General features: G+C 75.6%; 15 protein-coding genes. 10 read left to right on the forward strand and 5 right to left on the reverse strand.

Going from position 1 to position 14301, the window contains the following annotated elements; translation table 11 throughout:
- Positions 1–47 precede the first annotated feature (47 nt).
- From ACI789_RS00495 to ACI789_RS00530, 8 genes are all read left to right on the forward strand, one after another.
- Positions 48–3176 carry a ribonuclease E/G gene (locus ACI789_RS00495; protein WP_457006188.1) on the forward strand — a complete coding sequence of 1043 codons (3129 nt, stop codon included), beginning with the start codon at positions 48–50 and terminating at the stop codon, positions 3174–3176.
- Positions 3177–3452: 276 nt separating this feature from the next.
- Positions 3453–3764: a 50S ribosomal protein L21 gene (gene rplU / locus ACI789_RS00500; RefSeq protein ID WP_456875603.1), complete on the forward strand. Its 312-nt coding sequence runs from the start codon at positions 3453–3455 to the stop codon at positions 3762–3764.
- 7 nt (positions 3765–3771) lie between these two features.
- A complete protein-coding gene (rpmA, locus tag ACI789_RS00505) occupies positions 3772–4029 on the forward strand; it encodes a 50S ribosomal protein L27 (protein WP_457006189.1) in 258 nt (85 codons plus the stop codon).
- A gap of 75 nt (positions 4030–4104) precedes the next feature.
- Positions 4105–5580 carry a GTPase ObgE gene (gene obgE / locus ACI789_RS00510; RefSeq protein WP_457006190.1) on the forward strand — a complete coding sequence of 492 codons (1476 nt, stop codon included), beginning with the start codon at positions 4105–4107 and terminating at the stop codon, positions 5578–5580.
- Positions 5577–6698 (forward strand): glutamate 5-kinase, encoded by a 1122-nt coding sequence (gene proB / locus ACI789_RS00515; RefSeq protein ID WP_457006191.1) that lies wholly within the window; start codon positions 5577–5579, stop codon positions 6696–6698. The genes obgE and proB overlap by 4 nt, the downstream gene beginning before the upstream one ends.
- Positions 6699–6711: 13 nt before the next feature.
- Positions 6712–7194 carry a peptide deformylase gene (def, locus tag ACI789_RS00520; RefSeq protein WP_457006192.1) on the forward strand — a complete coding sequence of 161 codons (483 nt, stop codon included), beginning with the start codon at positions 6712–6714 and terminating at the stop codon, positions 7192–7194.
- Entirely contained in the window at positions 7191–7793 is a 603-nt protein-coding gene (locus ACI789_RS00525) for a GNAT family N-acetyltransferase (RefSeq protein ID WP_457006193.1), read from the forward strand. The genes def and ACI789_RS00525 overlap by 4 nt, the downstream gene beginning before the upstream one ends.
- A gap of 19 nt (positions 7794–7812) precedes the next feature.
- Entirely contained in the window at positions 7813–8595 is a 783-nt protein-coding gene (locus ACI789_RS00530; RefSeq protein ID WP_457006194.1) for an isocitrate lyase/PEP mutase family protein, read from the forward strand.
- Positions 8596–8606: 11 nt separating this feature from the next.
- On the opposite strand, the gene ACI789_RS00535 is transcribed toward ACI789_RS00530, so the two are convergent.
- Positions 8607–9263: a maleylpyruvate isomerase family mycothiol-dependent enzyme gene (locus ACI789_RS00535; protein WP_457006195.1), complete on the reverse strand. Its 657-nt coding sequence runs from the start codon at positions 9261–9263 to the stop codon at positions 8607–8609.
- Between the two features lie 69 nt (positions 9264–9332).
- On the opposite strand from ACI789_RS00535, the gene ACI789_RS00540 reads away from it, so the two are divergent.
- On the forward strand, positions 9333–9776 hold the full coding sequence (locus tag ACI789_RS00540; RefSeq protein WP_457006196.1) for a MarR family winged helix-turn-helix transcriptional regulator: 444 nt from the start codon (positions 9333–9335) through the stop codon (positions 9774–9776).
- Here the strand turns inward: ACI789_RS00540 and ACI789_RS00545 are convergent.
- The 4 genes from ACI789_RS00545 to ACI789_RS00560 are packed head-to-tail and all read right to left on the reverse strand — an operon-like array spanning position 9751 to position 12930.
- Complete coding sequence (locus tag ACI789_RS00545; protein ID WP_456919058.1) at positions 9751–10182, reverse strand: Fur family transcriptional regulator; 432 nt, start codon at positions 10180–10182, stop codon at positions 9751–9753. The genes ACI789_RS00540 and ACI789_RS00545 overlap by 26 nt on opposite strands.
- Positions 10179–11192 (reverse strand): metal ABC transporter permease, encoded by a 1014-nt coding sequence (locus ACI789_RS00550; protein WP_457006197.1) that lies wholly within the window; start codon positions 11190–11192, stop codon positions 10179–10181. Before ACI789_RS00550 ends, ACI789_RS00545 begins: the two co-directional genes overlap by 4 nt.
- Before the next feature lie 2 nt (positions 11193–11194).
- Positions 11195–11980, reverse strand: coding sequence for a metal ABC transporter ATP-binding protein (locus ACI789_RS00555; RefSeq protein WP_457006198.1), 786 nt, complete (start codon positions 11978–11980; stop codon positions 11195–11197).
- On the reverse strand, positions 11977–12930 hold the full coding sequence (locus ACI789_RS00560; RefSeq protein WP_457006199.1) for a metal ABC transporter substrate-binding protein: 954 nt from the start codon (positions 12928–12930) through the stop codon (positions 11977–11979). Before ACI789_RS00560 ends, ACI789_RS00555 begins: the two co-directional genes overlap by 4 nt.
- Before the next feature lie 75 nt (positions 12931–13005).
- On the opposite strand from ACI789_RS00560, the gene ACI789_RS00565 reads away from it, so the two are divergent.
- Positions 13006–14262 (forward strand): glutamate-5-semialdehyde dehydrogenase, encoded by a 1257-nt coding sequence (locus tag ACI789_RS00565; RefSeq protein ID WP_457006200.1) that lies wholly within the window; start codon positions 13006–13008, stop codon positions 14260–14262.
- The last annotated feature ends 39 nt before the right edge of the window (positions 14263–14301 follow it).

The raw sequence follows: 14301 nt of genomic DNA on the forward strand, positions 1-14301 counted from the left end.
GTCCTCGTGATCGGCGCCCGGGAGCACCGCACAGGAGGCGAGCCCTCGTGGCCGACCAGAACGACGACGACACCACCGCGACGACCCCGGGCGGGACCGACGAGAGCGTGGTCCTGCCCGCTCCCGAGGAGGGCGCCGACCCCTCCGCCGCCGACGACGCCCAGGAGGACCTCGAGGCGGCGAGCCCGGACACGGACCCGGAGGAGGCCACCCCCGAGGAGGCCACCGCCGAGGAGCCCGAGCCGGAGGACCACCCGGTCTCGCGCTTCGGCGCGCAGTTCAGCTCTCCGGAGCCCACGGCCGTCATCGCCCGCCCGCGCCGCCGGGCCACCCGCCCGGCCGGTGCCGCCGACCCCGGCGCCTACGTCGCCCCGCCGCCGGTCGCCCCGGCCGCGCCCGCGTTCGTCAGCTTCGTCGCCCCGGCCGAGCCCGAGGCGCCCGCGCCGCGCCGGCGCAGCCGCCGTCCCGTCGCCGAGTCCCCGGCGGTGGAGGAGCCCGACGTCGAGCCGGCCGAGGACCTCGACGACGAGGAGGCCCCAGCACCCCGCTCGCGGCGCAGCCGGTCCCGCCGCCGCCCGGGTACCGACGAGCCGGCCGCTCCCGCCGAGGACCTCGACACCGACGAGGACGACACCGAGGGCGACGCGGACACCGACGCGGCGGCCGAGGACCGCGAGGAGGGCGGCCCCGGAGCCAGCCGGCGCCGCCGCCGGGGCCGCCGCGGTCGCGGCCGGGGCCGCAGCGGCGAGGACTCCGCCGACGACAGCGACGAGTCGGCCGAGGACGACGGCGACGAGCAGGGCGAGGAGTCCGACGAGGACGACACCGACGCCGACGCCGACACCGACACCGGTGAGGACGCCGGCGAGGCCGAGGACGGCGAGGGCGGCTCCAGCACCCGCCGCCGTCGCCGGCGCCGCCGCCGCGGCACCGGTGAGGAGCGCGCCGAGAGCGCCGAGGAGGAGCGCCCCGAGCGGGCCGGCCGCGACGGCCGCACCACCAGCGAGGACGACGTCAAGGGCGTCACCGGCTCCACCCGGCTGGAGGCCAAGCGGCAGCGCCGCCGGGACGGCCGAGACTCCGGCCGCCGCCGCGCGCCGATCCTCACCGAGGCCGAGTTCCTGGCCCGCCGCGAGGCGGTAGACCGCAAGATGGTCATCCGCCAGCGGGGCGAGCGCACCCAGATCGCCGTCCTCGAGGACGACGTCCTCGTCGAGCACTACGTGACCCAGGCGCAGGCGACGTCCTTCGCCGGGAACGTCTACCTCGGCCGCGTGCAGAACGTGCTGCCCAGCATGGAGGCGGCCTTCGTCGACATCGGCAAGGGGCGCAACGCCGTCCTCTACGCCGGCGAGGTCAACTGGGACGCCGCCGGGCTGACCGGCAAGCAGCGCTCCATCGAGCAGGCGCTCAAGTCCGGCGACAAGGTGCTGGTGCAGGTCACCAAGGACCCGATCGGCCACAAGGGCGCCCGGCTCACCCAGCAGGTCAACCTGCCCGGCCGCTTCCTGGTCTACGTGCCCGGCGGGTCGATGACCGGCATCAGCCGCAAGCTGCCCGACACCGAGCGGCAGCGGCTCAAGGACATCCTCAAGAAGATCGTCCCCGAGGACGCCGGCGTCATCATCCGCACCGCCGCGGAGGGCGCGTCCGAGGAGGAGCTCACCCGCGACGTCGCCCGCCTGCAGGCGCAGTGGGAGGTCATCCAGAAGAAGGCGGAGACCTCCTCCAGCGCGCCGACGCTGCTCTACGGCGAGCCCGACCTCGCCATCCGGGTCATCCGCGACGTCTTCAACGAGGACTTCAAGGAGCTCGTCGTCCAGGGCGGCGACGCCTGGGACACCGTCGAGGCCTACGTCGCGCACGTCTCCCCGGAGCTGGTGGGCCGGCTGACCCGCTTCACCGGCGAGGGCGACGTCTTCCGCGACCTGCGCATCGACGAGCAGCTGGCCAAGGCGCTCGACCGCAAGGTGTGGCTGCCCTCGGGCGGGTCGCTGGTCATCGACCGGACCGAGGCCATGACCGTCGTCGACGTGAACACCGGCAAGTTCACCGGCTCGGGCGGCAACCTCGAGCAGACCGTCACGCGCAACAACATGGAGGCGGCCGAGGAGATCGTCCGCCAGCTCCGGCTGCGCGACATCGGCGGCATCATCGTCATCGACTTCATCGACATGGTCCTGGAGAGCAACCGGGACCTCGTGCTGCGGCGGCTCACCGAGTGCCTGGGCCGCGACCGCACCAAGCACCAGGTCGCCGAGGTGACCTCGCTGGGCCTGGTGCAGATGACCCGCAAGCGGGTCGGTCAGGGCCTGCTGGAGGTCTTCTCCGAGCCGTGCGAGCACTGCCGCGGCCGGGGGGTGCTGGTGCACACCGACCCGGTCGACGAGCGGCGGCGGGGCGGCAACGGCTCCGGCGGCGGGTCCAGCAGCGGCGGTGGCAACGGCCGTCGGGACCAGGGCCGGTCCGACCGGGGCGGCAAGGACACCGCGCAGAAGGACGCCGGGGCCAAGGACGGCGGGGCGAGGGACGACGGCCCCGCCGAGGTCCGCGAGAGCGTCTCGGTGGTGGCGGAGGCCTCCGGAGCCGGCGAGCCCGACGGCGAGGGCCGCTCCGGCGGGCGCCGCAGCCGGGGGCGCCGCAACCGCAGCCAGTCCGGCGAGGAGCGGGCCGCCGAGGACGCCGCCGTGCTCGCCGCCGCCGGGAGCCCGGCGCAGGACGACGACGCGACCGCGGAGGCCGAGCTGGCCGACGTCGAGGTGGCCGACGCCGAGGCGCCCTCCGTGCCCGACCAGCCCGACGCGGTGGTCCCGGACGAGGCGCCGCAGCCGGCGGCGGAGCAGGCCGAGACGCCGCAGCCCGAGGCGCAGCCGGTCGAGCAGCAGGCCCCGGTCGAGGAGGCGCAGGCCGAGGCGGCGCCCGCTGAGCCTGCGGTCGTCGAGCCGGCCCCGGCTGTGGTCGAGCCGACCGCGGCGACGGACGACGAGGAGGCGGTGCCCGCGGGCGCCGGTCCCGACGACGCCGGTCCCGTGGACGCCGGTCCCGTGGACGAGCAACCCGCCGCGGACGACGCGCCGCCGGCCGCCGACGACGGCACCGGCACCGCGGTCGTCACGGGGACCCGCCCGCGCCGCCGTCGGGCGGCCAGCCGCCCGGCCGGGCCCCCCGCCAGCTAGGCGCCCGCCGGGCCCCGCCTCCTGAGGGAGACGGGGCCCTGGAAGGACCCCGTCCTCCCCACCCTTCGCGAGCTCAGGGCGGGGCCCGGGACGGGGCCACGGCAGAGCTCCATCCCCCGTTCGACCCGGTGCGGTCCGCTCGGGTACGCTGGTCGGGTTGCACCGCCCCGGGCGGGGCGCCGCACGGTGCCGCCTGGGAGGCGAGCAGCCCGTCCAGCCCCGGCGCCCGACGCCGGGATGCACGCAGGACACGTAGAAGCGATCGAGGAGTCAGTGGTGTACGCAGTCGTGAAGGCCGGTGGCCGGCAGCACAAGGTGGCCGTGGGCGACCGGTTCACGGTCAACCGTCTCGCGGGTGAGGCGGGCGACACCGTCACCCTCCCGGCCCTGCTCCTGGTCGACGGCGAGACCGTCACCAGCGATGCGCAGGCCCTGGCGGGCGTGACCGTGACCGGCGAGATCGTCGGCCACGGCAAGGGCCCGAAGATCCGCATCCACAAGTTCAAGAACAAGACCGGCTACCACAAGCGTCAGGGCCACCGTCAGCCGCTGACCGACGTGGTCATCCGCGACATCACGAAGGGCTGACGCCGACATGGCTCACAAGAAGGGCGCCTCGTCCTCCCGCAACGGCCGCGACTCGAACGCGCAGCGCCTCGGCGTGAAGCGCTTCGGTGGCGAGGTCGTGAAGGCCGGCGAGATCATCGTGCGCCAGCGCGGTACCCACTTCCACCCGGGTCTCGGCGTCGGCCGCGGCGGCGACGACACGCTGTTCGCGCTGCAGCCGGGTGCGGTCACCTTCGGCACGCGGCGGGGTCGCAAGACCGTCTCCGTCTCCGCGGTCGAGGCCTGAACCTCCTCCACTCCGCTCACGAGCGCACGGGCCGTCGGCCCGTGCGCTCGTGGCGCTTGACGACAGAGAACTGACATGGCCGCTTTCGTCGACCGCGTCGTCGTGCACGTGGCAGCCGGCAACGGTGGGCACGGCGTCGCCTCGATCCACCGCGAGAAGTTCAAGCCGCTCGGCGGCCCCGACGGCGGCAACGGCGGAGACGGCGGCAACGTCGTCCTCGAGGTCGACCCCAGCGTCCACACGCTGCTGGACTTCCACCACCGGCCGCACCAGAAGGCCGGCAACGGCCGCCCGGGTGAGGGCAGCAACCGGCACGGCGCCCGCGGTGAGGACCGCGTGCTGCGCGTCCCCGCGGGCACGGTGGTCAGCACCCCCGACGGGCGGGTGGTCGCCGACCTGGTCGGCGCCGGGACGCGCGTCGTCCTCGCCCACGGGGGCAAGGGCGGCCTGGGCAACGCCGCGCTGGCCAACACCCGCCGCAAGGCCCCCGGCTTCGCGCTGCTGGGTGAGCCGGGTGAGGCCTTCGACGCGGTCATCGAGCTCAAGAGCATCGCCGACGTCGGCCTGGTCGGGTTCCCCTCGGCCGGCAAGTCCTCGCTGATCGCGGCGATGTCCGCGGCCCGCCCGAAGATCGCCGACTACCCGTTCACCACGCTCGTGCCCAACCTCGGCGTGGTCCGCGCCGGCGACGTCGCCTTCACGATGGCCGACGTCCCCGGGCTGATCCCCGGCGCGTCCGAGGGCCGGGGCCTGGGCCTGGAGTTCCTTCGCCACATCGAGCGCTGCGCCGTGCTGGTGCACGTCGTCGACATGGCCACCATGGAGCCCGGCCGCGACCCCGAGAGCGACATCGACGCGCTGGTGCACGAGCTCGCCCAGTACCGCGAGGACCTCGTCGGCCGGCTGCGGTTCGCCGTCCTGAACAAGATCGACGTGCCGGACGCGCGGGAGCTGGTCGACCTGGTGCGCGAGCCGCTGGAGGTGCGCGGCCTGCGGGTCTTCCCGGTGAGCGCGGCGACCGGGGAGGGGCTCAAGGAGCTGGGCTTCGCGCTGGCCGCGGCCGTGGAGGAGTACCGCGCCGCGCTGCCCGAGCCCGAGCCGGTCCGGATCACCCTCACCCCGCGCGCGGTGGACGACACCGGGTTCACCGTCGAGGCCGACCCGGACGAGGAGGGGGCGTTCATCGTCCGCGGGGTCAAGCCCGAGCGGTGGGTGCGCCAGACCGACTTCACCAACGACGAGGCCGTGGGCTACCTGGCCGACCGGCTCAACCGGCTCGGCGTGGAGGAGGCGCTGGCCGAGGCGGGGGCGCAGGAGGGCGACGCGGTCACCATCGGCGAGGTCACCTTCGACTTCGTGCCGACCCTGCCCGCCGGCACGCTCTCCGCGGAGGAGACCGCCGGCCTCGGCGGGCGCGGTACCGACGCGCGGATCGACGCCCCGCACCGGGTGCGTGCCGAGGAGCGGCTGGCGGCCAAGCGGGCCCGCCGGGTGCCCTACGAGCTCACCGAGACCTGGACCGACGAGGACCTGCCCGAGGAGGACCGGTGACCGTCCGCGAGGCGATCGCCGGCGCCCGCCGGGTCGTGGTCAAGGTCGGTTCCTCGTCGCTGACCACGCTGCCCGGGGGCCTGGACGAGGCGCGGCTGACCGCGCTCGTCGACGTCCTCGGCGGGGTGCGCGCCCAGGGCCGCGAGGTCGTGCTCGTCTCCTCCGGTGCGATCGCCGCGGGGCTGGCCCCGCTCGGCGTGACCGGCCGGCCCCGGGACCTCGCCACCGCCCAGGCCGCGGCCAGCGTGGGCCAGGTCCGGCTGGCACAGACCTACGCCGACGCCTTCGCCAAGCACCAGGTGACCGTCGGCCAGGTGCTGCTGACCGCCGACGACCTCACCCGCCGCAGCCACTACCGCAACGCCCAGCGGACGGTGGACCGGCTGCTCACCCTCGGTGTGCTGCCGATCGTCAACGAGAACGACACGGTGGCCACCGAGGAGATCCGGTTCGGCGACAACGACCGGCTGGCCGCGCTCGTGGCGCACGTCGCCCGGGCCGACGCGATGCTGCTGCTCTCCGACGTCGACGGCGTCTACGACGGCGACCCCCGCCAGGGCCCGGCCCGGCTGCTGGACACCGTGCGCGACCCCGCCGACCTCGAGGTCGTCACCCTCGGCAGCGCGCGCCGCAACGGGGTGGGCACCGGTGGGATGGCGACCAAGGTGGAGGCCGCGCTGATCGCGGCGCACGCCGGCGTCCCCGTCGTCGTGACCTCCACCGCCCAGGCCGCCGCCGCGCTGGCCGGCGAGCCCGCCGGCACGTACTTCACGGTCATGGGGCCGCGGCCGCGGGCCCGCCAGTTCTGGCTGCGGTTCGCCACCCGGCCGCGGGGCCGGCTGGTGCTCGACGCCGGCGCGGTGCGGGCGGTGCGGGAGCGGCACGCCTCGCTGCTGCCCGCCGGGATCACCGACGTGGTGGGGGACTTCCTCGCCGACGACCCCGTCGAGCTGGTCGGCCCGGACGGCGTCGTGGTCGCGCGGGGCCTGGTCGCCTACGACGCGCGGGAGCTGCCGCCGCTGCTCGGCCGCAAGACCAGCGAGCTCGACCCGGAGTACCAACGGGAGATCGTGCACCGCGACGAACTGGTGCTCGTCCGGCGTCCCTCCCTCGGCTGAGAGACTGCGCGGCGTGACGATCCGCCCGATCCGCGAGCTCGGAGACCCGGTCCTGCGCACCCCCGCCGACGAGATCCGCTCCTTCGACAAGGAGCTGGCCGCCCTCATCCGCGACCTCGAGGACACCGTCGCCGACCCCGGCCGCGCCGGCGTGGCCGCGCCGCAGATCGGGGTGGGCCTGCGGGCGTTCTCCTACAACGTGGACGGCGTCATCGGCCACCTGGTCAACCCGCGGATCGTGGAGCTGTCCGACGAGACCCAGGACGGCGACGAGGGGTGCCTGTCCATCCCCGGCATCTGGGCGCCGACGGTGCGGGCGATGCACGCCGTCGTCGAGGGCTTCGACGTGAACGGCGAGCCGGTGCGCCTGGAGGGCACCGGTCTGATGGCGCGGGCGCTGCAGCACGAGGTCGACCACCTCGACGGCAAGGTCTTCCTCGACCGGCTCACCGGCGAGGCTCGCAAGAACGCCCTGCGGGCGCTCCGCGACCGGTGACGGGGGCCTTTCCGCACCCGGGGACGCTGACCGGTGACCTGGTCGCCCTGGAGCCGCTGCACCGCGACCACCACGACGAGCTGGTGAGCGCCGCCTCGGACGGCCGGCTGTGGGAGCTCTGGTACACCTCCGTCCCCGACCCCGCAGGCATGGCCGCCGAGATCGACGCCCGCCTGGCCCGCCAGGCCGCGGGGGAGATGGTGCCGTTCACCGTGCGGCGCAGGGCGGACGGCGCGGTCGTCGGCATGACCAGCTTCCTCAACGCCGAGCCCGACGTGCCCCGGCTGGAGATCGGCGCGACCTGGACCGCCGCGTCGGCGCAGCGCACCGGGGTCAACGCCGAGAGCAAGCTGCTGCTGCTGACCCACGCCTTCGAGGTGCTCGGCTGCCTGGCCGTCGAGTTCCGCACGCACTGGCACAACGTGCAGTCCCGGACGGCGATCGCGCGTCTGGGCGCCAAGCAGGACGGCGTGCTGCGCAACCACCGGCGGCTGCCCGACGGGTCGCTCCGGGACACCGTCGTCTTCTCCATCACCGACGCGGAGTGGCCCGCGGTCCGCAACGGACTGCGGCAGCGACTGGCGCCGCGCACCGGCTGAGCGGCCGTACGGTGCGCGGGTGACCGATCTCGCCACCCGCGCCCGCACCCTCCTCGACCTGCACACCGCGCCGGACATCCTCGTCCTCGCCAACGTGTGGGACGTCGTCTCCGCCCGGGTCGTCGCCGGCACCGACGGCGTGCGGGCCCTGGCCACCGCCAGCCACTCCATCGCCGCCACCTTCGGCTACGAGGACGGCGAGAACATCCCGCTGGACCTGCACCTCGACATGGTCGCCCGCATCGTCGCCGCGGTGGACCTGCCCGTGACGATGGACATGGAGGCCGGCTACGGGGACCCGGGGGAGACCGCCCGGCGGGCGATCGAGGCCGGCGTCGTCGGCGGCAACCTCGAGGACCAGATGAAGCCGCTGGACGACGCGGTCGCCGCCGTCGAGGCGGTGCTGCGCGCCGGGCGGGACGCCGGGATCGACTTCGTGCTCAACGCCCGCACCGACAGCTTCCTCCTGGCGCCCTCGGACGCCGACCGCGCCGAGCTGGTCGCCGAGACGATCCGCCGCGGCCGGGCCTTCCTCGAGGCGGGCGCGCCGGTGGTCTTCGTGCCGCGCCTGGTCGACCGCGAGGAGATCGCCGCGGTGGCCGAGGGTCTGGGCCGCAACAAGCTGACGCTGATCAGCGTGCCCGGCGCGTCGCTGCCCGCCCGGGAGATGCAGGAGCTCGGCGTCGCCCGCGTCTCCACCGGCCCGTTCACCCAGCGGGTCGCGCTGACCGCGCTGCAGGACGCGGCCGCGGAGGTCACCCGCGGCGGCACGCTGCCGGCCGGGACCCGCAACCTGAACTGAGCGCCGGCCGGTCAGCGGGGCCGGTCCGCGGCCGACCGGTGCCGACGCTCGGCGAGGTGCTGGGCGCCGTCCCCGCCCAGCCGGCGCAGCGCCGCCTCCTCCCGCCCGGTGAGCAGCAGCAGGAGCGCCGCGATCGGGCCCTCCACGACCGGGCCCTGCCCGACGGACCACCCGACGTCGGTCGCGGTCAGCCGCACGCCGCCCAGTCGTCGCCGGGCCCGGAACGGGAAGCCCGTCTCCCACACGCGGGTGGCCGCGGCGGCCGCGGCGGCCGGCGGCACGGGCCGCTCCCGGCCCAGGGGGACGGCGACGTCCTGGCCGTGCACCAGCACGTCGGTGAGCGGCTCGAGCGGGGTCACCAGCGGTGCGCGTCGCCGGGAACCGACCATCGCCCGCAACCGCCGGGGGTACTCCTCGACGGGCAGGTGCGCCGCGCGCAGGGCCGTGTCCCGGATCATCCGGTCGAAGCTGCCGCGCGCCCGGATCGCGCCGACGAGGGCCTCCCGCGGACCCATGTGGGCGAGCGTGAGATGGGCCGCGACGTCGCGGACGCGCCAGGCGTCGCAGAGGGACGCCGCCTCCCACTCGGCGGGCGAGAGCTCCTCGAACAGGTCGGCCAGGCTCGACCGCTCCGCGTCGATGGTGCGCCACACGTCGTCGAGGTCCATGACGCCTCCCGGATCGGTACGATCTCCTGACCATTCCGTCAGAAGATCTGACCATCGTCAAGGGGGCACGTGACCGAGGACCGGCAGAACCTGGGACTGCTGTGCTTCTACCCGTACCGGGCGATGGAGGCCCGGATCCTCGCCGCCCTGGCCGCGGCCGGGTTCGACGACATCACGGCGGCGCAGGGCCGGGTCGCCGCCCGGATCGGTCCGAACGGCACCCGGCTCACCGACCTGGCCGAGCAGGCGCTGGTGACCAAGCAGACGGCGGGTCACCTCGTCGACCAGCTGGAACGGGCCGGGTACGTCCGCCGGGTGCCCGACCCGACCGACGCCCGCGCCCGGCTGGTGCAGATGGCCGAACGCGGCCACCGGGTCGTGGCCCTCGCCCGGCGGGTGGAGGCCGAGGTGGAGACCGAGTGGACGGCCTACCTGGGGGAGGAGGTCGCGGAGCAGTTGCGCGAGGCGCTCACCCGGCTCCGCGAGGTCACCGACCCGTACCGCCGGCCGTAGCCGTGCAGGCCGAGCAGGTGCCGAAGACCTCGAGCTGGTGCTGGACGTCGGCGAACCCGTGCTCGGCGGCGATGCGGGCGGCCCAGCGCTCCACCGGCGGGTCGGCGACCTCCACCGTCCGCCCGCAGGATCGGCACACCAGGTGGTGGTGGTGCACCGGCGAGCAGCGCCGGTAGGCGGCCTCTCCGTCGCTGCTGCGCAGCACGTCGACCAGGCCGTCGTCCACCAGGGCCTGCAGCGCGCGGTAGACCGTGGCCAGCCCGACGGGGTCGCCGCGCTCGCGCAGCAGGGCGTGCAGGTCCTGCGCGGTGCGGAAGCCGTCGAGGTCGTCGAGCAGCGCGAGCACCGCGCTGCGCTGCCGCGTCTGGCGGCGTCCGGGGACCTCCGCCGGCTCGGAGCGCGTCACGACCGGCCCCCCGACGGGGCGGCGTGCTCGCCGTGCTCGTCGTAGTGCACCCCGGTGCCGGTGCGGTGCGGCGCGTGCAGGTGCCCGTCGTGGTCGTAGTCCACGTGGTCGCCGTGCGGCACCGGCGTGTGCCCGCAGCCCTCGCCGTGCTCGTGCGGGTGGGCCGCGTGGACCTCGGCGCGGCGCTGGTGGCGGCGCCGGGCGGTGGCCCCGCGGACCGCGGCCGCGGCGGTGACCAGCAGGAACAGGGCGATCGCCAGCAGCACGATCGTCCCGCCCGAGGGCGTCCCGGTGTAGTAGGAGGTCGTCGTCCCGGCGACGCTGACCACCAGGCCGATGGCGCAGGCCAGGTACACCGTCTGGCGGAAGCTGCGCGCGAGCAGCTGGGCGATCGCGCTCGGGATGATCATCAGCGCGCTGATCAGCAGCAGGCCCACCACGCGCATGGACAGCACCACCGTCGAGGCGACCAGCGCGGCGAGCACGACGTTGAGCGCCAGCACCGGCAGCCCGACGGCCCGCGCGTACTCCTCGTCGTCGCTCACCGCGTACAGCCGCTGGCCCAGCAGCCAGACGACGCCCAGCACGACCACCGTGATGACGGCGAAGACGACGACGTCCGCGGTGCTCGTGGTGGTGATCGCGCCGAACAGGTAGGACTCGAGGTTGGTCGCCTGGCCACGCGGCGCCAGTGACAGCAGCACCACGCCGCCGGCGATGCCCCCGTAGAACAGGACGGCCAGCGCGACGTCCCCGCTGGTGCGGCCGCGGGCACGGACCAGCTCGATGAGCACCGCGCCCAGGACCGCGGCGACCAGCGCCGTCCCCACCGGTGCGGTCGAGGTCAGGACGCCGATCGCCACGCCGGTGAGCGCCACGTGGCCGAGCCCGTCGCCGAGCAGGGACAGGCGGCGCTGCACGAGGAAGACGCCGACCGCCGGCGCGACCAGCCCGACCATGAGCGAGGCGAGCAGGGCCCGCTGCATGAAGGCGAACTCGAGGACCTCCACGGTCAGCGGCCCCCCTCGGCGGTCACCCGCGGCTGGTCGATCCGGTAGCCGGGCCGCGGCGGCTGCCCGGCGTCCTCGGCGTGGTGGTGGCCGCCGTCGGCGTGCGGCTCGGCCCCGGCCAGCGGACCGTCGTAGCTGATCCGGCCGTGGTCGACGACGACCGCACGGGTCAGCACCCCCGCCAGCGGGCCGGTCTCGTGGGTCACGACCACCAGTGTCGTCCCGCTCGCCGCGACGCCCGCGAGGACGGCGGCGAGCGCCTCCTGGCTGGCGGCGTCCACGCCGGCGGTCGGCTCGTCCATGACCAGCAGCTCCGGCTGTGCGGCCAGGGCCCGGGCGACGAGCACCCGGCGCTGCTGCCCTCCGGACAGGGAGGCGACCGGGTCGCCCATCCGGTCGGCGAGCCCGACCGCGGCGACCGCGTCGGCCACCGCGGCCCGGTCGGCCGGGCGCAGCCGCCGGAACAGGCCCAGCCGGGCCAGCCGGCCGACGCCGACGACCTCGCGGACGGTGGCGGGGACCGCGCCGGTCACGGTGTGCCGCTGTGGCACGTAGCCGACCCGGCCGCGCTCCCGCAGCCGGCCGACCGGGGCGCCGAGCACCTCGACCTCGCCGTCGAGCACGGGGGCCAGGCCCAGCAGGCCGCGGGCGAGCGTCGTCTTCCCCGACCCGTTGGAGCCGAGGACGGCGACCGCCTCCCCGTGCTGCACGGTGAGGTCGACGCCGCGGACGATCGGCACGTCGCCGTAGCCGACGCTGGCCCCGCGGAGGCCGATGGCGGGCGTCATGAGCAGGACTGCCCCTCCTGGAGGGTGGTCAGGTTGGTGCGCATCACCGAGAGGTAGTCCGCGCCGGCCGAGTCGTCGGTCAGCCCCTCGAGCGGGTCCAGGACGGCGGTGCGGACGCCGGCCTCCGCCGCCACGGTCTCGGCGACGGCGGGGTCGACGAGGGTCTCGGTGTAGACGGTGGTGATCCCGCGCTCGCGCACCAGCGTCGAGATCTCGGCGAGCTGGGCGGGGCTCGGCTCCTGCGACGGGCTCAGCCCGCTGATGCCGACCACCTGCAGACCGTAGCGGTCGGCCAGGTAGCCGAAGGCGTCGTGGCTGGTGACCAGGGTGTCCACCGCGCAGTTCGCCAGGCCGGCCTGCATCTCGCCGTCGAGGCCCTCCAGGTCGGCGCGCAGGGCGGCGGCGTTCTGCTCGAAGGCCGCCGCACCGTCCGGGTCGAGCTCGGCGAGGCGGTCGGCGAGGGCGTCGCCGACCGCGGCCAGCCGGAGCGGGTCGAGCCAGAAGTGCGGGTCGACCGGCTCCTCGCCCCCCTCCGCGGCGTGCTCCTCCTCCTCGGCGTGGGCCTCCTCGCCCTCGTGGGAGTGCTCCTCGCTGGACAGGGAGAGGTCCGCGGCCTGGCCGGCGTCCCAGGCGGTGTCGGCGGCCTCGGTCTCGGCGGCCTCGTCCAGCGCCGGCTGGAAGCCGTCCAGGTAGACCAGCAGGTCGGCCCCGGCCACCGCGGCGACGTCCTGCGGGGTGAGCTCGAGGTCGTGCGCCTCGGCTCCCGGCGGGGTCAGCGACGAGACGTCGACCCGGTCCCCGCCGACCCGCTCGGTGGCCCACTCCAGCGGGTAGAAGCCGGCCACGACGGTCAGCCCACCCGAGCCGCCACCGCCCTCACTGCCGGAGTCGCCGCAGCCGGCGAGCAGCAGGGTGGTGGCAGCGGCGGCGACGACCGTCTTCTTGTTCATGAGAATCATTCTCGCATATGTCGGTGGGTCGTCGGACCGGCCGGGGCGCGCGGCCGCACGCGTACCCTTCCGTGCGTGTCCGACGTCTCCGGCCTGCCGCTGATCGGCGCCGCGGCGCTGCGTGCCCGCGCCGCCGCCCGCGTGCTGCGCACCCTCCCGACCGACACCAAGGACGCCGCGCTGCTGGCGATGGCCGACGCGCTGGTGGAGCGCGCCGACGAGGTGCTCGCCGCCAACGCCGCCGACGTCGAGGCGGCCGCGGCCGACGGCACCCCCGCGGCGATCCTCGACCGGCTCCGGCTGGACACCGGGCGGATCGCCGGGGTGGCCGACGCCCTGCGCCAGCTCGTCGCCCTGCCCGACCCGGTCGGCGACGTGGTCCGCGGCTCGACCCTGCCCAACGGGCTGCAGCTGCGGCAGGTGCGGGTACCCCTCGGCGTGGTCGGGATCGTCTACGAGGCCCGGCCGAACGTGACCGTGGACGCCGCCGGGCTGTGCCTGAAGAGCGGCAACGCGGCGCTGCTGCGCGGGTCGGCGTCGGCCTTCCGCACCAACACCGCGCTGGTCGCCGTCCTCACCGAGGCCGGGGCCAAGGCCGGGCTGCCCGAGGGGGCGGTCGAGCTGCTGCCCGCCGACCGCGCCTCCGTGGGCGAGCTGCTGAACGCCCGCGGCCACGTCGACGTGGTGATCCCGCGCGGCGGGGCCTCGCTCATCCAGCGGGTGGTGCGCGAGGCGCGGGTGCCGGTGATCGAGACCGGCGAGGGCAACTGCCACGTCTACGTCGACCCGTCGGCCGACCCGGCGATCGCCGAGGCGATCGTGCTCAACGCCAAGACCCACCGGGTGAGCGTCTGCAACTCCGCGGAGACGCTGCTGGTGCACCGCGACGTGCCGTTCCTGCCGCGGCTGCTGTCCGCGCTGGCCGACGCCGGCGTCACCCTGCACGGGGACGCCGCGGCGCAGGCGGCGCACGACGCCGTCGTCCCGGCGACCGACGAGGACTGGGCCACCGAGTACCTGTCGATGGACATGGCCGTCCGCGTCGTCGACGACCTGACCGCGGCGCTGGACCACATCGAGCGGTGGGGGAGCGGGCACAGCGAGGCGATCGTGGCCGACTCCGCGCGCGCCATCGCCGAGTTCACCGCCGGCGTGGACGCCGCCGCGGTGCTGGTCAACGCCTCCACCCGGTTCACCGACGGCGGGGAGTTCGGCTTCGGCGCGGAGATCGGCATCTCGACGCAGAAGCTGCACGCCCGCGGCCCGCTGGGTCTGCCCGAGCTGACCTCCACCACCTACGTCGTCACCGGGAACGGCCACACCCGCCGCTGACCGCCCCTCGCCGTCGTCCGGCCCGCCCCCGCCACCCCG

The organism is Geodermatophilus sp. SYSU D00965 (assembly GCF_054050075.1).